Source organism: Orrella dioscoreae (assembly GCF_900089455.2).
GTDB lineage: Bacteria > Pseudomonadota > Gammaproteobacteria > Burkholderiales > Burkholderiaceae_B > Orrella > Orrella dioscoreae.
In genome coordinates, this window is sequence record NZ_LT907988.1 from 163,586 (window position 1) to 182,237 (window position 18,652).

The window sequence follows — 18,652 nt, forward strand, 5'->3', positions numbered from 1 at the left end:
GCGGCAAAAGGGACGGGTCACCGCCCCGGCGGCGGCAGGGGTAAGCTATGCCCGCAAGCCGTCATTGGAGGAGCAGCACGTTGGCACAACAAGAACAACCCCTTTACCTTGAAGACCTGCAGGTCGGACAGGTGTTCCGCAGCGGTGAACATGCGCTGGATGCCGAGCAGATCCGCGTGTTCGCCAGCCAGTACGATCCGCAGCCTTTCCACACCGACGAAGCGGCCGCGCGCGACACCTTCTTCCAGGGCCTGGCCGCCAGCGGCTGGCACACGGCGGCCATCACCATGCGCCTGGTGGTGCAAAGCGTGAAGCTGGCCGGCGGCCTGATCGGCGCGGGCACCGAGGTCACGTGGCCACGCGCCACGCGTCCGGGCGACGTGCTGCACGTGGAAAGCACCATCCTGTCGGTCGTGCCGTCGCGGTCGCGGCCGGACCGCGGCATCGTCACGGTGCAGAGCGACACCTTCAACCAGCATGGCGAACTGTGCCAGCGCTCCACCGCGCGCATGCTGGCGTTCCGGCGGCAGCCGGAGCTGGGCTGAGGCGCACCGCGGCGGGACGCGTGTCCCGCCGCGGTGGGGCTCACTTGCGCGACGCGATGACCAGCTCGGACACGGTGCGCGGCGCCTGCGCATAGTGCTTGAACGCCATCGTGTACGTCGCGCGTCCCTGTGTCAGCGAACGCAGCGACGTGGCATAGCCGAACATCTCGGCCAGCGGCACCTCGGCCCGGATGGCCTTGCCGCCGCCCGGCGCGTCGTCCATGCCCTGCACGATGCCGCGGCGCGAGGACAGGTCGCCCATCACGTTGCCGGTGAAGTCCTCGGGCGTTTCCACCTCGACCTGCATCACGGGCTCGAGCAGCACGGGGTCCGCGCGGCGCATCGCTTCCTTGAAGGCCAGCGATCCGGCCATGCGGAACGCGTTCTCGTTCGAGTCCACGTCATGGTAGGAGCCGAAGGTGAGCGTCACTTTCACGTCCACCACCGGATAGCCCGCCAGCACGCCGCTGCCCAGCGTGTCCTGGATGCCCTTGTCGACCGCCGGGATGAACTCGCGCGGCACCACGCCGCCCTTGATGGCGTCGACGAAGGCATAGCCCGCGCCCGCCGCTTGCGGTTCCAGCCTGATGACCACGTGGCCGTATTGGCCGCGTCCGCCCGACTGCTTGACGAACTTGCCCTCGACGTCTTCCGCCGGGCGTCTCACGGTTTCGCGATAGGCCACCTGCGGCTTGCCCACATTGGCCTGCACGTTGAACTCCCGCTTCATGCGGTCCACCAGGATCTCCAGGTGCAGCTCGCCCATGCCCGAGATGATGGTCTGGCCCGATTCCTCGTCGGTGTGCACGCGGAAGGAAGGATCCTCCTGCGCAAGACGATTCAAGGCCAGGCCCATCTTCTCCTGGTCGGCCTGGGTGCGCGGCTCCACCGCCTGCGAGATCACAGGCTCGGGAAAGCGCATGCGCTCGAGCACGATGGGATGCGCGGGATCGCTCAAGGTCTCGCCGGTGGTGATGTCCTTCAGGCCCACCACGGCCGCGATGTCGCCCGCGCGCACCTCGTCGATCTCCTGGCGCGTGTTGGCGTGCATCTGCAGCAGCCGGCCGATGCGCTCCTTGCGCCCCTTGAGCGGGTTGTAGACGGTGTCGCCCGACTTCAGGATGCCTGAATACACGCGCACGAAGGCCAGCTGGCCGACGAAGGGGTCGGTCATGATCTTGAAGGCAAGCGCGGAGAAGGGCGCGTCGTCCTGGGCGGCGCGCGCGACCTCGTTGTCGCGTTCATCGTGGCCTCGCACGGCGGGCACGTCGGCCGGCGAGGGCAGATAGTCGATCACCGCATCCAGCATGGCCTGCACGCCCTTGTTCTTGAAGGCCGAGCCGCTCAGCATGGGCACGATCTGGCCCGCGATGGTGCGCTGGCGCAGGCCGCGCTTGATCTCGGCCTCCGCCAGCGGCGTACCGGACAGGTATTTCTCCAGCAGCGCATCGTCGGCTTCCGCGGCCTTTTCCACCAGGCGTTCGTGCCAGGCCTGCGCGGTCTCGCGCAGGTCGGCCGGGATGTCCGCATAGGAGAAACGCACACCCTGGCTGGCTTCGTCCCAGATGATGGCTTTCATCTTGACGAGGTCGACCACGCCCTGGAAGCCGGCCTCGGCGCCCACGGGGATCTGGATGGGCACGGCGTCGCCCTTCAGCCGCTCGCCGATCTGGCGCTGCACGCGGAAGAAGTCCGCGCCCACGCGGTCCATCTTGTTGACGAAGGCAATGCGCGGCACGCCGTATTTGTTGGCCTGGCGCCAGACGGTCTCGGATTGCGGCTGCACGCCGCCCACGGCGTCATACACCATGACGGCGCCGTCGAGCACGCGCATGGAGCGTTCCACCTCGACGGTGAAGTCCACGTGACCCGGGGTGTCGATGATGTTGATGCGGTGTTCAGGATAGTCGCCCGCCATGCCGCGCCAGAAGGCGGTGGTGGCCGCCGACGTGATGGTGATGCCGCGCTCCTGTTCCTGGGCCATCCAGTCCATGGTGGCCGCGCCTTCATGCACCTCGCCCAGCTTGTGGTTGACACCGGTGTAGAACAGGATCCGCTCGGTCGTGGTGGTCTTGCCCGCATCGATGTGAGCGGAAATGCCGATGTTGCGGGTGCGTTCCAGTGGTGTCTTGCGGGTCATGATCGGCCTCCGTGAAGCCTGTTGAGTAAGGCTCCTATTTTAGACACTATTGTCTATAACTGGATAGGGGCAGGATGATCCGTTGCGCGGCGGGGACAAACCGGAAGGAAAGGTCAGGCGGCGCCGACCGCGCGCAGCGCGAGTTCGGCCATGCCGCGCAGCTGCGCGGGCGTGGCGCCGGTGCGGGCGGCCAGGCTGATGCCGTGCTGCGATGTGCGCAGGAACTGGGCGGCCAGCGGCAGGTCGGTGTCGCCCTGCAGCTGGCCTTGGTCGCGCGCGCGCGACAGCGATGCCTGCATGGCTTTCTGCAGGCGCATTCCGTGGTGGCGCAGGATGGCCGAGACGTCGGCGTCTTCGTCGCCGAAGGCGCTGGCCGTGGCAACGCTCATGCAGCCCAGCTTGCGGCGGTCGGGCGCGTGGGCGGCAACGGCCTGCAGGAGCTCGCGCAGGCCCTGCAGGGGGGCGGGGGCGTCACTGAGCAAGGCGATCTGCGCGTCGGTGCGTTCGGCCGCGTAGCGTTCCAGGGCGGCCAGGAAGACTTCGCGCTTGCCGCCGAAGGCGTTGTAGAAACTCTGCCGGCTCAGGCCCATGGCCTGGCAGAGGTCCTCCGTGGAGGTGGCTTCGAAGCCCTTGTCCCAGAACAAGTGCTTGGCGGCATCCAGCACGGTGTCGGCGTCGAATTGGCGGGGTCTGGCCATGGGTGGGCGGTGTTATGGATGAAAGTATCTATAACGGGACTGTAGCGCAAGGCGCGCCAACCGTGGGCGCGCACCGACCGGATGTGGATATTGCGCTGCGCCAGCGCCGGGGCGTAGCCCTGGACCAGCGTCTGCATGGGCGACCCGCTGTCGCGCGTCCAGCCGCCATCCAGGTTGAGGATGGTGCCGCCGTCGGGCCCCAGGCGGCGGGCGCTCTCCTGGACGACCAGCAGCGTGCCGGTGATCTGTGCGGCGCCCCGTGGGTCGGCGGCGTCGCGCACGCAGGGGCCGGCGTGGTGGACGATGAGTTCGGGCGTGCCGAAGGCAGCTTCCGCCACGTCGAACAGCGCCTGCACCTGATCGGCCTGGCACAGGTCGGCAGGCACGGAAATGGCCAGGCCGCCCGCGCGCCGGATGGCGGCCACCGTGCGCGCCACGCGGGGATGGCCGGGCGCATCGCTCAAGACGACAGCCGCGCCCTGGGCGGCCAGCGCCCTGGCGGCGCTGGCACCCGCCTTGTGGGAGGCGCCGGTCACCAGCACGCTGCGGGGGAGCATTCTCTGCATGTCGGTCTCCGGATCGAGGAATGGCGCCAGTGTGTCGCGCGCGCGCCTCGCAGCGTTATCCTGATCCTCCGCGTTTCATGCACGATCCTGCAATCCTCTGGCAGGGCCCTGTTCCGCCCTCGGGGGATCAGGCAGGATGGCAGCCATCCAAGCGTCTGCCCTTACGGGAGTTTTCTTTCATGCAGCCAGCGGATTATTACCGCGAGATCAACGGGATCATTGCCCGATACGCCAGCGAAGACGGCGACGGCGGCACGGCGATCCCGCGCCTTTTCGTCAGCAGCCGCAGCCGGCCTTCGCAAGCCTTGCACACGAAGCAGCAGCCCTGCTTCGTGCTGGTGACCCAAGGTGCCAAGCGGCTGATGCTGGGCGAGACGGTGATCGAATATGGCGTGGGAGATTTCCTGGTGGTGTCGCTGGACCTGCCGGTGGTGTCCTGCATCACGTTGGCGTCACCGGAGAAGCCTTTGCTGGGCCTGGGCCTGGCAATCGAGGGGCCGTGCCTGCAGGAAGTGCTGGCCCGCATGGAAGCGCCCTCCCTGCCCGCCGCGGATACGCCGCTGGGCATCCAGTTGAATCAGGCGCCCACGGAATTGCTGGACGCCACCTTGCGGCTGTTGCGGCTGCTGGACCGCCAGGCGGATATTCCCGCCATGGCGCCGCTGATCGAGCAGGAGATCCTGTACCGGCTGCTGAGCGGACCTTGCGGCGCGACCTTGCTGCGCATTGCCGCCACCGACAGCCCCAGCAACAAGATCGCGCGCGCCATCGCCTGGCTGCGCGAGCACTATACCGATGCCCTGCGCATCGAAGCGCTGGCCGCGCACGTGGGCATGAGCGTGTCGTCGCTGCATCATCATTTCAGCGCGGTGACGGCCATGACGCCGATGCAATACCAGAAGCGCCTGCGGCTGCACGAGGCGCGCCGCCTGATGCTCATCGAGCGGCTGGACGTGGGCAGTGCCGGATACCGTGTCGGCTACCAGAGCCCTTCGCAGTTCAGCCGCGAGTACAGCCGCCTGTACGGCATGCCGCCCATGCGCGACGTGGACCGGGCGCGCGAACAGATGACGGGCGCCGTGGCGGTGCAGGACTGAGATCGCCCGCCGTGGCGCCGGTATGCTTGGGCCTGGAATCACGCAGGAAACCAAGATGGCCGACTCCCTGAAAGACCTTGCCCTTGCCCTGGACCAGTTCGCGCGCGAGCGCGACTGGAAGCCTTTCCATTCACCGAAGAACCTGGCCGCCGCGCTGACGGTGGAGGCGGGCGAGTTGCTGGAGCATTTCCAGTGGATGACGGAGGCCGAGAGCCGGCATGTGTCCGCCGAACAGCGCAAGGAGGTGGGCGCCGAGATCGCCGACGTGCTGCTGTACCTGGTGCAGCTGTCCAGCGAACTGGGCATCGACCCGGTGCAGGCGGCGCAGGAGAAGCTGCGCGTGAACGCGGGGCGGTTTCCGGTGGCGGCCGGGAAGACGCTGCTGGGGGGCCGTTAGGGCGAGCAAGCCCGTTACCCGCGACGGTGCGCGTCACTCCTGCGCTTGCGTGCCGGGGTGTGCCAGCAGCGTGGCGACGAAGTTGGCCAGCGCGGGGTTGGCGTTGCCGCGCAGGGTCGCCATGACGAGGCTGGCCGGACGCGGCGCCAGTTCGTCGACGGGGATGAACTTGAGCGTGTCTGCATGCAGGCGCGCCAGCGACCACGGCACGATGGCGCGGCCCACGCCCGCTTCCACCAGCGTCAGGATGGTGGGCAGGCGGCTCTCCTGCACGATGCGCGGCGCCAGGCCGGCCTGCTGGAAGAGGTCGTCCAGCAACTGCCGGAAATAGGGCGAGTGGTCGGCCTCGTAGCCGATGAGCGGCGATTGCGCGACCTGCGCCAGGCTGATCCTTGCGCCGCCCACCAGGTCGTCATGGCAGGCAACGAGCCCCAGCGCTTCGCGATGCACGCACTGCGTGTCGATGTCGGCGTGCGCGGCGAAGGGTCGCATGACGGCTGCGTCCAGTTCGCGTGCGCGCAGCGCCGCCGGCATGTGGACGGAATTCATCTCGTGCAGCGACAGCGCGATCTGCGGATGTTGGCGCCGGTAGGCCTGCAGCGCCTGCACCACGGGCGAATAGCCCGCGCTGGGTGCGAGCCCGACGCGCAGGCTGCCGTGCAGGCCCTGCGCGGATTGCCGGGTGAGCTGCAGCATTTCCTGCATGTCTGCGCAAAGCCGGCTGGCGCGATGGAACATCACGGCGCCGGCGGGGGTCAGCGACACAGAGCGCGTGGTGCGCTCGAAGAGCGGCGTGCCCACCAGTTTTTCCAGGCGCTTGATCTGCTGGCTGAGCGGCGGCTGGCTGATGCACAGCCGTTGCGCGGCACGGCCGAAATGCAGCTCCTGCGCGACCACGCAGAAGGTCACGAGCAGCTTGCCGTCCAGGCGCATTAATTCTGAAACGCTCATAATCCTGGCGAAATTCAGTATTGGACTGCTAACAGTCCGATTTTTACCATGCGGGGAATCGTTCACAGGAACCCGCATGCCGCAGCCCCCCGCCTCTTCCCGCCCTGACCGCCTGTCGCGTATCGCCGAGCGCGAGCCGCAACTGCGGGCCTGGGCGCACCTGGCCGAGACGGACTGGCCGCAGGCCTGGCCTGCACGCGTGGCCGGTACCGTCTCGGGCCTGCCTTTCGGCGTGAAGGACGTGATCGACGTGGCCGGCATGCCCACGCGTTGCGGCGCCCAGGCATCCGATGCCGGCCCCCGCGCCTTCGATGCCGCCTGCGTGTCGGCCTTGCGGGCGGCGGGCGCGGTGCCGGTGGGCAAGACGGTGACGGCCGAATACGCCTTCCGCACGCCCGGCCCGACCTGCAACCCGCACGCACCGGCGCACACGCCGGGCGGGTCATCCAGCGGTTCCGCCGCGGCGGTGGCGGCGGGCATGGTGCCTTTCGCGCTCAGCACCCAGACGGGCGGCTCCATCGTGCGGCCCGCCGCGTATTGCGGCGTGGTCGGCTTCAAGCCCACTTTCGGCCTGGTCTCGCGCGCGGGACTTGCGTCGACCTGCGATTCGCTGGACGTGATCGGCTGGCATGCGGACTCGGTGGCAACGGCCACGCAGGTGGGCAAGGTGCTGCTGCCGGCCGTTGCCGATGGCGCTGCGCCCTTGCCGGCGCTGCCGGGCCTGCGCGTGGCGGTGGTGGATTGGAGTCCCGCTGCAACCTTGAGTGCAGACGGCGCGGCCACGCTGGCGCGCGCGGCCGACCGCCTGCGCGCCCTGGGCGCCCGCTGCGAGACACGCGTGCCGCAGGCTGCGCTGCGAGAACTGATGGCCGCGCACGACGTGCTGATGCATTACGAATTCGCCCGCAACCTGGCGCCAGTGGCCAGGCGCGCCCCCGACGGTGTCAGCGCCGTGCTGCGCGAGGCCGTCACGCACGGCCTGGCCATCGATGGCGCGCAGTACCGCGCCGCGCTGGCCGTGCAGCGCCGCCTGCGCACGGCCTGGTCCGCGCTTGCCGGCGATGCCGACCTGGTGCTGACGCCCAGCGTGCCGGGCGCGGCGCCCGCGGGCATCGCGCATACCGGCTCGCCCGCCTTCGCCAAACCCTGGTCGGTGCTGGGCTGGCCCTGCCTGCATCTGCCATTGGGCAAGGACGCCACGGGCCTGCCCCTGGGCGTCCAACTGGTGGCGGATTGGGAAAACGACTTCACACTGCTCGCCTGGGGCGAGCGCCTTCATCACGTCCTGTTCAACGAGGAAAAATAATCATGGGGAAAACGCTCACCTTCGCCAGGCCGGCACGCTGGCTGGCCGCCACGGCCGCGGCCATGCTGCTGGGCGCCACGGGCACCGCCGCCGCGCAGGCGGACTTCCCGACGCGGCCCATCACGCTGGTCACGCCCACCGCCGCCGGCGGCGGCGTGGACGTGGTGGCGCGCGCGCTGGCCGAGGCCCTGAGCCCGGTGCTGGGCCAGCCGCTGGTGGTCAGCAACAAGCCCGGCGCGGGCGGCGTCATCGGCACGCAAAGCGCCATGCGCGAGAAGGCCGACGGCTACACGCTGCTGGTCACGGCCAACAGCAACCAGCTCATCGTGCCCTGGCTGTACAAGAACCCGGGCTTCGATCCCATCAAGGATTTCGAACCGGTGGCGGCGGTGGGCAGCGTGCCTTTCGTGCTGACGGTGAATCCGTCCTTTCCCGCCAAGGACCTGGCGCAGTTCCTTGCGCTGATGAAGGAGAAACCGGGTCAGTTCCAGTACGCCTCGGCCGGCAACGGCACGCTGAACCACCTGCTGCCGGAGATGCTGGCGCAGCAGTCTGGCGGCTCGCTGGAGCACGTGCCGTATCGTGGCGTGGCGCCTGCCATGACCGACGTGCTGGGCAACCAGGTGCCCATCCTGTTCGGCACGCTGCCCTCGCTGCTGGAGAACATCCGCGCGGGCAAGCTGCGCGCCCTGGGTATCGCCAGCGCGCAGCGCAATGCGGTGCTGCCTGACGTCCCTGCGATCGGCGAACAGGTGAAGGGCTTCGAGAGCGACATGTGGGTGGCGGTGTATGCGCCCAAGGGCACGCCCGCCGCGGTGATCACGCGCCTGTCGGATGCGATCGCCCAGGCCATGAAGCACCCGCGCCTGCGCGAGAGCTTCGACAAGATGGGCATGCAGGTGCTGGAGGAAGGCCCGAAGGAACTGGCCGTGCGCCAGGAGGCCGAGCTTCAGGTGTGGAAGGAAGTGGTGGCGAAATCGGGCGCGACGGTGGATTGATGCCAGGCGTGCGGCACGCAGGCCGCGCCTGGATCACTTCCCGATGCAGAAACTCGAAAAAATCCGTCCCAGCATGTCATCGCTGGAGAACTGCCCGGTGATTTCGCCCAGCGCCTCGTGCGCCAGCCGCAATTCCTCCGCGAACAGGTCCAGCACCCGGTCGTCCTGCGCCGCGTGCTGCTCGGCCACCGTCAGGTGCTCGCGCGCCAGTTCCAGCGCGCGCACATGACGCGCGCGCGCCAGCCACGGTGATTCGCCGCCGGGCGTCCAGCCCGCCAGGCCGAGCAGCGTCGTGCGCAGGGCATCCAGGCCCTGGCCGTTGCGCGCCGAGACCGCCAGCGTGTCCTGCGGCAGGTCTTGCGGCCATTCGGCCAGCAGGTCCGCCTTGTTCAACACGGCCAGCACCGGCGTGCGCGGATGGCGTCTTGCAGCAATCTCCGCATCCAGCGCCACGTCGGGCTCGCGCGCATCGCGCAGGTGCAGGATGACGTCGGCCTTTTCAATCTCGGCCCAGCTGCGCGAGATGCCCAGCCTTTCCACGGTGTCGGCGGTCTCGCGCAGGCCCGCCGTGTCGACGATGTGCAGCGGCACGCCGTCCAGGTGGATCTGCTGCACGACCTTGTCGCGCGTGGTGCCGGCGATGTCGGTGACGATGGCGACGTCTTCGCCCGCCAGGGCATTCAGCAGGCTGGACTTGCCGACGTTCGGGCGCCCGGCCAGCACGACGTGCAGGCCCTCGCGCAGGATGGCGCCCTGGCGCGTCTGGGCCAGCAGCGTGTCCAGCGTGGCGGTGATGCCGGCCAGCGTGCCGCGTGCCTGGTACTTCTCCAGGAAGTCGATTTCCTCTTCGGGGAAATCCAGCGTGGCTTCCACCAGCAGGCGCAGCTGGATGATGCGCTCGGCCAGCGCGTTGATCTCGCCCGAGAACTTGCCCGACAGCGACGCGATGGCGCCGCGCGCGGCGGCTTCCGACGAGGCCTCGATGAGGTCGGCCACTGCCTCGGCCTGGGCCAGGTCCAGGCGTTCGTTCAGGAAGGCGCGGCGCGTGAATTCGCCGGGTTCCGCCAGGCGCAGGCCCTGTTCGCGGCCGGCTTCCAGGCAGCGCGCCAGCAGCCGGCGCAGCACGGCGGGTCCGCCATGGCCTTGCAGTTCCAGCACGTCCTCGCCGGTGTAGGAACGCGGCGCGTCGAAGAAGAGCGCGATGCCTTCGTCGATGGCGGCGCCTTGTGCGTCGTTGAAGGGCAGGAAGTGCGCGTGGCGCGGCGTGGGGGCGCGGCCCAACAGCGTGCGCGCCAGGGCGCGGAGGTCCTGGCCGGAAATGCGCACGACGCCGATGCCGCCGCGTCCGGGGGCGGTGGCGATGGCGGCGATGGGGTCGAGGTCGGAGGCGGCCATGCAGGAAAAAGAGGGGGCGGAAACAGCCGTAAATATAACTGCGCACCCGGTGGACAAGGTCTTGTTATGTGGCGGCGTTATGTCCAAACGCCCAGATAGTCTTTTACGCGGGCGGGGCGGGTTCTGAATAATGAAGCAGACCCAACACCCAGGGTGGACGCGCCGTCGGCGCAGACCGCCCGTAGCAGTGCCTGTCCCTTCCGGAGCCCGCCATGTCCCTTGCCACCGCTTTCGATGCACCCTTGTCGCCGCGCGCCGCGCCGCCGCAGTCTTTCGAGGTCCGTCCGCTGGAAGGCGGACTGGGCGCCGAGATCATCGGCCTGGACCTGGGCCAGGCGCTGAACGACGCCGACTTCGCGCGCATCCATCGCGCGCACCTGGATCACCACGTGGTGGTGTTCCGCGGGCAGGACATCACGCCTGCCGACCACATTGCCTTCAGCCGCCGCTTCGGCAAGCTGATGATCCACGTGCTGCACCAGTTCCACCTGGCCGGCCACCCGGAAATCCTGATCGTGTCCAACGTGGTCGAGGACGGCAAGCCCATCGGGCTGGGCGATGCGGGCAAGTATTGGCATTCGGACATTTCCTACAAGGAGCTGCCCGCGCTGGGGTCCCTGCTGCACGCGCAGGAGCTGCCGGCGGAAGGCGGCGATACCTTGTTCGCGGACATGCACCGAGCCTGGGACGACCTGCCCGCGCGGCTGCGCCAGGCGGTGGAGGGCCGCCGCGCGGTGCATACCTATCTGGCCAAGTATGGACAGATGCAGAAGGACGCCACGTGGCGTCCGACGCTCAGCGCGCAGCAGCTGGCGCAGGTGCAGGAAGTGAGCCATCCGATCGTGCGCACGCATCCGGAGACGGGCCGCAAGGCGCTTTTCGTGAGCGAGCATTTCACGACGCATATCGAAGGCATTCCCGCCGACGAAAGCCGCGCGTTGCTGGACGAAATCTTCGCGCACAGCGTGCAGCCGCAATACGTCTACCGCCATCGCTGGCAGCCGCATGACCTGGTGTTCTGGGACAACCGTTCGCTGATGCACCTGGCAGGCGGCACGCCGGATCATCTGCGCCGCAAGCTGTACCGCACGACGATCGAGGGCGACGCGCCGTTCTGAAGCCATCCTTCCCCCAGCGAAAACACCTTCGAAAAAGACCCGGCCCGCCGCCCCTGACGCCTGAGCGCAAACGAGCATCCCGATGAAGATTCCCGCATTCCTTTCCCGCCTGTCCACCCGCGTGGGCGCCGCCGTGGTGGCCGCCTCGCTCGGCGTCGCCGCCGCGCCTGCCGCGCACGCCGAAGGCCAGCTGCGCATCGCCGAGCAATTCGGCATCGTGTACCTGCTGCTGAACGTGGCGCGCGACCAGCAACTGATCGAGAAGCACGGCAAGACCGCCGGCGTGGACATCGCCGTGGAGTGGCGCAAGCTGTCGGGCGGCTCGGCGGTGAACGATGCGCTGCTGTCGGGGTCCATCGATATCGCCGGCGCGGGCGTCGGCCCGCTGCTGACGATCTGGGACCGCACGCATGGCCGCCAGAACGTGAAGGGCGTGGCCTCGCTGGGCAACTTCCCCTATTACCTGGTCTCGAACAACCCGAACGTGAAGACGATCGCCGACTTCACCGACAAGGACCGCATCGCGGTGCCGGCGGTGGGCGTGTCGGTGCAGTCGCGCGTGCTGCAATTGGCCTCTGCCAAGCTGTGGGGCAAGGAGCAGTACAACAAGCTCGATGCGATCTCGCTGGCGGTGCCGCACCCGGATGCGGCGGCGGCCATCATTTCCGGCGGCACCGAGATCACGGGACACTTCGGCAATCCGCCCTTCCAGGAGCAGGAGCTGGCGGGCAATCCCAATGCGCGCATCGTGCTGAATTCCTACGAGGTGCTGGGCGGACCCAGCTCGGCCACCGTGCTCTTCGCGACGGAGAAGTTCCGCAAGGAGAACCCCAAGACCTACAAGGCCTTCCAGGACGCGCTGGCCGAAGCCGCCGCCTTCATCACGGCCAAGCCGGAAGAGGCCGCCGATATCTACCTGCGCGTGACGGGTGCGAAGATCGACCGCGACTTCCTCATCAAGATCATCAAGAACCCCGAGATCCAGTTCAAGGTCGCGCCGCAGAATACCTATGCGCTTGCGGAATTCATGCACGAGGTGGGCGCCATCAAGAACAAGCCGGCATCCTGGCGCGACTACTTCTTCGACGACGCGCTGACCGCGCAAGGGAGCTGAACGATGACGCGAGACGCCACGCGCGAACTGAGCGCTGTTGTCCCGTCGCTGCCGGACCCCCTGTTGCGGGTGCGCGGCGCCACGCTGGAATACCGCAGCCGCGAGCGCGTGGTGCGCGCCACGCATCGCGTGAGCTTCGACGTGCTGCCTTCGGACCGCTACATCCTGTTGGGGCCGTCGGGTTGCGGCAAGTCGTCGCTGCTGAAGGCGGTGGCGGGTTTCGTGCCGGTGCGCGAAGGCAGCATCGAACTGGATGGCAAGCCCGTGCGCGAGCCGGGCCCGGACCGCATCGTCGTCTTCCAGGAGTTCGACCAGTTGCCGCCGTGGAAGACCGTGCTGCAGAACGTGGCGTTTCCGCTGCAGGTGGCGCGCAAGCTGTCGCGCAAGGAAGCCGAGGCGCGTGCGCGCCATTATCTGGACAAGGTGGGATTGTCGGCCTTCGTGCAAGCCTATCCGCACACGCTGTCGGGCGGCATGAAGCAGCGTGTGGCGATTGCGCGCGCGCTGGCCATGCAGCCGCGCATCCTGCTGATGGACGAACCCTTCGCGGCGCTGGATGCGCTGACGCGCCGGCGCATGCAGGAAGAGCTGCTGGCCTTGTGGGAAGACGCGCCGTTCACGCTGCTGTTCGTGACCCACTCCATCGACGAGGCGCTGGTGGTGGGCAATCGCGTGCTGCTGCTGTCGCCGCATCCTGGACGGGTGCGCGCCGAGCTGGACGCGCATGCCTTCGGCCTGCACAGTGCGGGATCGCCCGCGTTCCAGGCGGCGTCGCGCCGCATCCACGACCTGCTCTTCGACGAGCCGGCGGTGCCGCATGCCGCGCAGGCGCAGGTGCTGGCCCGCGCAGCGGCCTGACAGGGCCTGAAGGAATAGACGAACACCATGGCGACTTCACCCGACATCGGCGCGCTGCGTCCTGAATACCTGGTCGAGCTCGAACCGCTGACCGACATCGAACCGGACCGGCGCGTGTCGCTGGGCGCGCGGCTGTGGTCGCAAGGCTGGCTGCGCAAGAGCCTCATCCTGATCGTGCTGGCGGTGCTGTGGGAAGCGCTGGCGCGCTACCAGGACAACGACCTGCTGCTGCCCGGCTTCCTGCAGACCGCGCAGGCATTTTTCGACGGCCTGGCCAGCGGCGAGCTGGTCCAGCGCGCGGGCTTGTCGCTGGGCGTGCTGGTGCAAGGCTACCTGGCCGGCATCACGCTCGCCTTCATCCTGACGTCGCTGGCGGTGTCCACGCAGCCGGGACGCGACCTGCTGGCCACGCTCACGGCCATGTTCAATCCCTTGCCTGCCATTGCGCTGCTGCCCCTGGCCCTGCTGTGGTTCGGCCTGGGCGAGGGCAGCCTGATCTTCGTGCTGGTGCACTCGGTGGTCTGGGCCGTGGCGCTCAGCATGTACACGGGTTTCCTGTCGGTGGCGGAAACCCTGCGCATGGCGGGGCGCAACTATGGCCTGCGCGGCCTGCGCTATGTGCTGCACATCCTGGTGCCGGCGGCGTTGCCCTCGATCCTGTCCGGCCTGAAGATCGGCTGGGCCTTCGCGTGGCGCACGCTGATCGCCGCCGAGCTGGTGTTCGGCGCGACCAGCGGCAAGGGCGGGCTGGGCTGGTACATCTTCCAGAATCGCAACGAGCTCTACACCGACCGCGTGTTCGCGGGCCTGGTGGCCGTGATCCTGATCGGCCTGGTCGTGGAGAACCTGGTGTTCGAGACCCTGGAGCGCGTGACGGTGCGCCGCTGGGGCATGCAGCGTTGATGCGTGCGCGGTGATCGCTGCCATCCCGTCAGGGCATCGTCGCGCACAGCGCGCGCAGGATCTGGGCGAGCTGCTCTTCCGCGGGTTGCGGCGTGTCGCGCCGGCGGCGGATCAGCGTGACGGGCGGCAGCATCCAGCCGAGGTCCCAGTCGACCAGGCCGATGTCGCCGCGCCGCGCCATGTCCCGCGCCACGCTCTCGGGCAGGATGGACAGCAGCGTGGCGTCGTCGCGCAGCATGCCGGCGATGATGTCGAGGCTGTAGGTCTCGACGATGGGCACGGGCGCGGCAACCTGTGCCTGCGCGAACAGCTCCGCCACGATCATGCCGGTGGGCGTGGCGGGTGAGGGCAGAATCCAGTTCATGCGCGACAGCTCGCCCCAATCGGGCAGGCGCTGCGCCAGCCTGCGCGCGAGGCGAGGGTGCGCGATCAGCGTGGGTTTCTGCGTGAAGAGCGGTTCGTGCTGATATTCCGGCCCCAGCGCGGCCGCCGACGCGCGGCCGATCAGGCAGTCGATGTCGTGATTGGCCAGGGCGCGGCCCAGCTGGTCGCTGGTGGCCCGCGTGAGCGTGCTGGCCACGCCATGTTCGCGGTGCAGCGTGGCCAGCGCCTGCGCCAGGAAGTCGCCCGACACGTAGGGCACCGCGCCGATGTGCAGATGGCCGCGCAGCCCCGCGCGCGACGCCTCCATTTCCCTTTGCCAGTTTTCCAGGTCCCGCAGCATCTGATGCGCGCGCACGATGGCCTGCCGGCCCAGGTCGGTGGGCGTGAGGCGTGCGCCGCCACGCACGAACAAGGGCGCCCCGAAGATCGTTTCCAGCTCGGCCAGCGTCTTGGTGGCCGCCGGTTGGCTGACGCCCGCGCGCGCCGCGGCACGCGTCAAGGTGCCGAGCTCCGCCAGGTCGGTCAGCAACAGCAGGTGGCGGTGCTTCAGGCGCGAGAGCAGGGGAGCGGCAGGCATGGGAACGATCCGGGAACAGGGGGAGAGCCATGACAGACATGGCATAACCATTTGGTTATGCCGCCATGCGCACAAAGTGTAATCCCGTTATTCCGTCTTCCTATACTGATTTCCTGCGCGGCCCGCGCCATGGGCCGGCAGGCCGAACTTTCACGGTACCGCCACATGTCCGATTCCTTCACTACCCGTCCCGAGATCCGGGGCACCTTCGGCGTCGTGTCCTCGACGCACTGGCTGGCCTCGCAAGTGGCCATGAGCGTGCTCGAGCGCGGCGGCAATGCCTTCGATGCCGCCGTGGCCGGCGGCTTCGCGCTGCAGGTCGTGGAGCCGCACCTGAACGGGCCGGGCGGGGAAGTGCCCATCATCTTCTGGAGCGAGCGCGAGCAGCGCACGCGCGTGCTGTGCGGACAGGGTCCGGCGCCCAAGCTGGCCGAGCCGGCGTACTTCCGTGCGATGGGGCTGGAGCAGGTGCCGGGCATCGGCCTGCTGCCCGCCTGCGTGCCTGGCGCCTTCGGCGCGTGGCTGACGCTGCTGCGCGACCATGGCACCTGGGAGCTGGCCGACGTGCTGGCGCCCGCCATGTCCTATGCGCGCCAGGGTTTCCCGCTGGTGCCGCGCATCGTGTCGGCGATCATCGCGGTGCAGGCGCTGTTCCGCGAGGAATGGACGAGCTCGGCCGACGTGTGGCTGCCCGGGGGCGAGGTGCCCGATGCCAATGCGCTGTTCCGCCTGCCGGCGCTGGCGCGGACCTATGCGCGCGTGATCGAGCGGGCCGAGGCTGCCGGCACGACGCGGGAAGGCCGCATCGATGCGGCATTGGACGCGTGGTACGACGGTTTCGTGGCCGAGGCGGTGGACCGCTATTACCGCGAGACGGCCGTGCGCGACACCACGGGGGAACGCAACACGGGCCTGCTGCGGCGAGAGGACATGGCCGGCTGGCGGCCTGCCTACGAAGACCCCGCCACGCTGGACTTCGGCCGCTATACCGTGGCGAAGTGCGGGCCGTGGTCGCAGGGACCGGTATTCCTGCAGCAGCTGAGCCTGCTCAAGCACCTGGACATCGGCGCGCACGCGCCGGACAGCTTCGGTTTCGTGCACCGCCTGGCCGAGGCCACCAAGCTGGCCTTCGCGGATCGCCTGGCCTGGTATGGCGACCCCGAGCGCCACGACGTGCCCTTGGCGCAGTTGCTGTCGAACGACTATGCGCGCGAGCGCGCACGCGGCGTGGGCGCCACGGCCGCCACGGCCTTGCAGCCGGGTTCCCCGGATGGCCGGCCTCCGGTGCTGCCGGACACCGGCGTGTCGGCGCGCACGCTGACCACCGCCGACACGCGCTATGGCGTGGGCGAGCCCACCTTCGCGCAATTGCCGCCGGTGGCGCAATGGCTGCCGCGCGAGATTTTCGTGGGCGATACCTGCCACATCGACGTGATCGACGCGCAGGGCAACATGGTCGCGGCCACGCCGTCCGGCGGCTGGCTGTCTTCCAGCCCCGCCATTCCCGAACTCGGTTTTTCCATTACCACGCGCCTGCAGATGAGCTGGCTGGACGAGGGCCTGCCCGGCGGGCTGCAAGCCGGCAAGCGGCCCAGCACCACGCTGTCGCCGGGCCTGGCCCTGCGCGACGGCAAGCCCTACATGGTGTTCGGCACGCCGGGCGGCGACCAGCAGGACCAGTGGACCGTCGCGTTCTTCCTGCGCCACGCGGTGCATGGCATGGACCTGCAGTCGGCCATCGAGGCGCCGTCGTGGCACGTCGATCATGGTCCCGCCTCGTTCTGGCCGCGCACCACCGTGCTCAATCGCCTGACGGTGGAATCGCGCATGCCCGAGGCCACGCTGGCCGCGCTGCGCGAAGCCGGGCATGAGGTCAAGGTGGGCGGCCCGTGGTCGGAAGGCCGCATCAGTGTGTGCACCCGCGAGCCTGACGGACAAGGCGGCCTGCTGCTGCGCGCGGGCGCCAATCCGCGCGGCATGCAGGGCTACGCCGTGGGGCGCTAGTTTTCTTGCCGCCACGCCCTGGCATGCAGGCGTGGCGGCGTTGTCCTGCCTATCCGGCACCATCGACCGGAGGCATTCATTCAAGGGGTAATGTCATGTCCACTCTCTTCAAGCGCATGATCCTCGCGCCAGTGCTGGCGCTTGCCAGCCTGGCCGGCGCAGCGGCCCACGCGGCCTATCCGGAAAAGCCCGTCACGCTCATCGTGCCGTGGGCGGCGGGCGGTTCCACCGACATCCTGGCGCGGCTGCTGTCCGAGCACCTGACACAGTCGATGGGCCAGCCCTTCATCGTGGAGAACCGCTCCGGCGCGTCGGGCAACATCGGCTCGAACTTCGTGGCGCGCGCCAAGCCCGACGGCTACACGCTGCTGGTGGGCTCGATGAGCACCCACACCATGAACCAGGCGCTCTTCTCCACCATGCCTTTCGATGGCGTGGAAGACTTCACGCCCATCGCGGAATTGGCGCTGGTCACCAACACCATGGTGGTGAGCAGCTCGGTGCCCGCCAACACCTTGGCCGAGTTCGTGGACTACGCGCGCGCCAACGCCGACAAGATCGCCTATGCCTCGGCCGGCACGGGTTCGACCAACCACCTGAGCGCGGCGATGTTCGAGAAGGCGCTCGGCATCCAGATGACGCACATTCCCTATCGCGGCGGCGCGCCCGCCGTGCTGGATACGGCTGCCGACCGCACGCAGCTGTTCTTCAGCGCGGGCACGCAGACGCTGCCGCACGTGAAGGGCGGCAAGCTGAAGCTGCTGGCCGTGACCGAGGCGCAGCGTTCGCCCCTGCTGCCCGACGTGCCGACCGTGGCCGAGAGCGTGCCGGGCTACGAGATGGCCGTGTGGTACGGCGCTTTCGGTCCGAAGGGGATGGATCCGGCGCTGGTGCAGCGCCTGAACAAGGAGATCAACGCGGTACTGGCGCGTCCCGACGTCGTCGCCAAGATGGAAGGCATGGCGGTGGAAGTGCGCCAGGGCACGCCAGAGGCCTTCGACACGCTGCTGCGCGCGGACGCCGCGAAGTACGGCAAGCTGGTGAAGGAACTGGGCATCCAGGTCGAATAGGATGAGCATGACGAGTCTTGCCGCCGCGGATCCGGCGTTCCTGGATGACGTGACGCCGCTGTCAGCGGCCTGCGCGCACGGCGATGCGCCAGCGCTGTTCGCCGAGCTGGACCGGCGCATGCACAGGTCCCTGGGCCACCTGTTGTGCACGGTCAACCAGCTGGACGCCGGCGCGCTGCGCCTGCACCGGCTCTACAGCTCCAACCCCGAGGCCTACCCGCCTGGGGGCAGCAAGGCCAAGGCCGGCACGGACTGGGGCCGGCACGTGCTGCTGGAGCAGCGCGTGTTCGTGGGCGAGGGCGAAGCCGCCATCGCGCAGTCGTTCGACGACCATGCCGCCATCGTTGCGCTGGGTTTGCGCTCGGTCATCAACGTGCCGGTCGTGCTGGCCGGCGATTGCCTGGGCACGGTCAACTTCCTGATGGCCGATGCGCGGGTGACGGACGCCAAGATCGAGGCGGCGCGCTGGGCCGCCTTGCTTGCGCTGCCGGGCTTCGTGCTCGCGGCGCGCGCGCGCGTGCATTGATCGGG

General features: G+C 68.8%; 18 protein-coding genes. 12 read left to right on the forward strand and 6 right to left on the reverse strand.

The annotated features are described in order from the left end of the window. Positions 1 to 80: 80 nt before the first annotated feature. Positions 81 to 545: a MaoC family dehydratase gene (locus tag ODI_RS00820; protein WP_408635874.1), complete on the forward strand. Its 465-nt coding sequence runs from the start codon at positions 81 to 83 to the stop codon at positions 543 to 545. Positions 546 to 585: 40 nt separating this feature from the next. On the opposite strand, the gene fusA is transcribed toward ODI_RS00820, so the two are convergent. The 3 genes from fusA to ODI_RS00835 form a co-directional block, all read right to left on the reverse strand. Next, positions 586 to 2,685, reverse strand: coding sequence for an elongation factor G (fusA, locus tag ODI_RS00825; RefSeq protein ID WP_067754976.1), 2,100 nt, complete (start codon positions 2,683 to 2,685; stop codon positions 586 to 588). 113 nt (positions 2,686 to 2,798) lie between these two features. Further along, a complete protein-coding gene (locus ODI_RS00830; protein ID WP_067754980.1) occupies positions 2,799 to 3,383 on the reverse strand; it encodes a TetR/AcrR family transcriptional regulator in 585 nt (194 codons plus the stop codon). After that, complete coding sequence (locus ODI_RS00835; RefSeq protein ID WP_082985350.1) at positions 3,266 to 3,949, reverse strand: SDR family oxidoreductase; 684 nt, start codon at positions 3,947 to 3,949, stop codon at positions 3,266 to 3,268. Before ODI_RS00835 ends, ODI_RS00830 begins: the two co-directional genes overlap by 118 nt. Before the next feature lie 179 nt (positions 3,950 to 4,128). Between ODI_RS00835 and ODI_RS00840 the strand changes: the two genes are divergently transcribed. Continuing rightward, complete coding sequence (locus tag ODI_RS00840; RefSeq protein WP_067754983.1) at positions 4,129 to 5,046, forward strand: AraC family transcriptional regulator; 918 nt, start codon at positions 4,129 to 4,131, stop codon at positions 5,044 to 5,046. A gap of 55 nt (positions 5,047 to 5,101) precedes the next feature. Beyond that, a complete protein-coding gene (locus tag ODI_RS00845; RefSeq protein ID WP_067754986.1) occupies positions 5,102 to 5,443 on the forward strand; it encodes a nucleotide pyrophosphohydrolase in 342 nt (113 codons plus the stop codon). A 33-nt stretch (positions 5,444 to 5,476) separates the two neighbouring features. Here ODI_RS00845 and ODI_RS00850 read toward each other — a convergent pair whose 3' ends face one another. Beyond that, positions 5,477 to 6,394 (reverse strand): LysR substrate-binding domain-containing protein, encoded by a 918-nt coding sequence (locus ODI_RS00850; RefSeq protein WP_231968164.1) that lies wholly within the window; start codon positions 6,392 to 6,394, stop codon positions 5,477 to 5,479. 76 nt (positions 6,395 to 6,470) lie between these two features. Between ODI_RS00850 and ODI_RS00855 the strand changes: the two genes are divergently transcribed. Continuing rightward, positions 6,471 to 7,700, forward strand: a complete 1,230-nt coding sequence (locus tag ODI_RS00855) for an amidase (RefSeq protein WP_067754992.1) — start codon at positions 6,471 to 6,473, stop codon at positions 7,698 to 7,700. 2 nt (positions 7,701 to 7,702) lie between these two features. Next, entirely contained in the window at positions 7,703 to 8,698 is a 996-nt protein-coding gene (locus ODI_RS00860) for a Bug family tripartite tricarboxylate transporter substrate binding protein (RefSeq protein WP_074046813.1), read from the forward strand. A gap of 33 nt (positions 8,699 to 8,731) precedes the next feature. Here ODI_RS00860 and mnmE read toward each other — a convergent pair whose 3' ends face one another. After that, entirely contained in the window at positions 8,732 to 10,093 is a 1,362-nt protein-coding gene (gene mnmE, locus ODI_RS00865; RefSeq protein ID WP_067754995.1) for a tRNA uridine-5-carboxymethylaminomethyl(34) synthesis GTPase MnmE, read from the reverse strand. 212 nt (positions 10,094 to 10,305) lie between these two features. On the opposite strand from mnmE, the gene ODI_RS00870 reads away from it, so the two are divergent. From ODI_RS00870 to ODI_RS00885, 4 genes are all read left to right on the forward strand, one after another. Beyond that, positions 10,306 to 11,211, forward strand: a complete 906-nt coding sequence (locus ODI_RS00870; RefSeq protein WP_067754998.1) for a TauD/TfdA dioxygenase family protein — start codon at positions 10,306 to 10,308, stop codon at positions 11,209 to 11,211. 82 nt (positions 11,212 to 11,293) lie between these two features. Beyond that, positions 11,294 to 12,325, forward strand: coding sequence for an ABC transporter substrate-binding protein (locus tag ODI_RS00875; RefSeq protein WP_067755001.1), 1,032 nt, complete (start codon positions 11,294 to 11,296; stop codon positions 12,323 to 12,325). 3 nt (positions 12,326 to 12,328) lie between these two features. Further along, positions 12,329 to 13,183, forward strand: a complete 855-nt coding sequence (locus ODI_RS00880; protein WP_067755003.1) for an ABC transporter ATP-binding protein — start codon at positions 12,329 to 12,331, stop codon at positions 13,181 to 13,183. A gap of 27 nt (positions 13,184 to 13,210) precedes the next feature. Continuing rightward, positions 13,211 to 14,086, forward strand: a complete 876-nt coding sequence (locus ODI_RS00885) for an ABC transporter permease (protein WP_067755006.1) — start codon at positions 13,211 to 13,213, stop codon at positions 14,084 to 14,086. Between the two features lie 28 nt (positions 14,087 to 14,114). On the opposite strand, the gene ODI_RS00890 is transcribed toward ODI_RS00885, so the two are convergent. Continuing rightward, positions 14,115 to 15,047 carry a LysR family transcriptional regulator gene (locus ODI_RS00890; protein WP_067755010.1) on the reverse strand — a complete coding sequence of 311 codons (933 nt, stop codon included), beginning with the start codon at positions 15,045 to 15,047 and terminating at the stop codon, positions 14,115 to 14,117. A gap of 165 nt (positions 15,048 to 15,212) precedes the next feature. Between ODI_RS00890 and ODI_RS00895 the strand changes: the two genes are divergently transcribed. The 3 genes from ODI_RS00895 (at position 15,213) to ODI_RS00905 (ending at position 18,647) form a co-directional block, all read left to right on the forward strand. After that, positions 15,213 to 17,051: a gamma-glutamyltransferase family protein gene (locus ODI_RS00895; protein WP_067755013.1), complete on the forward strand. Its 1,839-nt coding sequence runs from the start codon at positions 15,213 to 15,215 to the stop codon at positions 17,049 to 17,051. Positions 17,052 to 17,146: 95 nt separating this feature from the next. Continuing rightward, positions 17,147 to 18,121 carry a Bug family tripartite tricarboxylate transporter substrate binding protein gene (locus ODI_RS00900; protein ID WP_067755016.1) on the forward strand — a complete coding sequence of 325 codons (975 nt, stop codon included), beginning with the start codon at positions 17,147 to 17,149 and terminating at the stop codon, positions 18,119 to 18,121. Between the two features lie 7 nt (positions 18,122 to 18,128). After that, complete coding sequence (locus ODI_RS00905) at positions 18,129 to 18,647, forward strand: GAF domain-containing protein (RefSeq protein WP_231968165.1); 519 nt, start codon at positions 18,129 to 18,131, stop codon at positions 18,645 to 18,647. Positions 18,648 to 18,652: the final 5 nt, after the last annotated feature.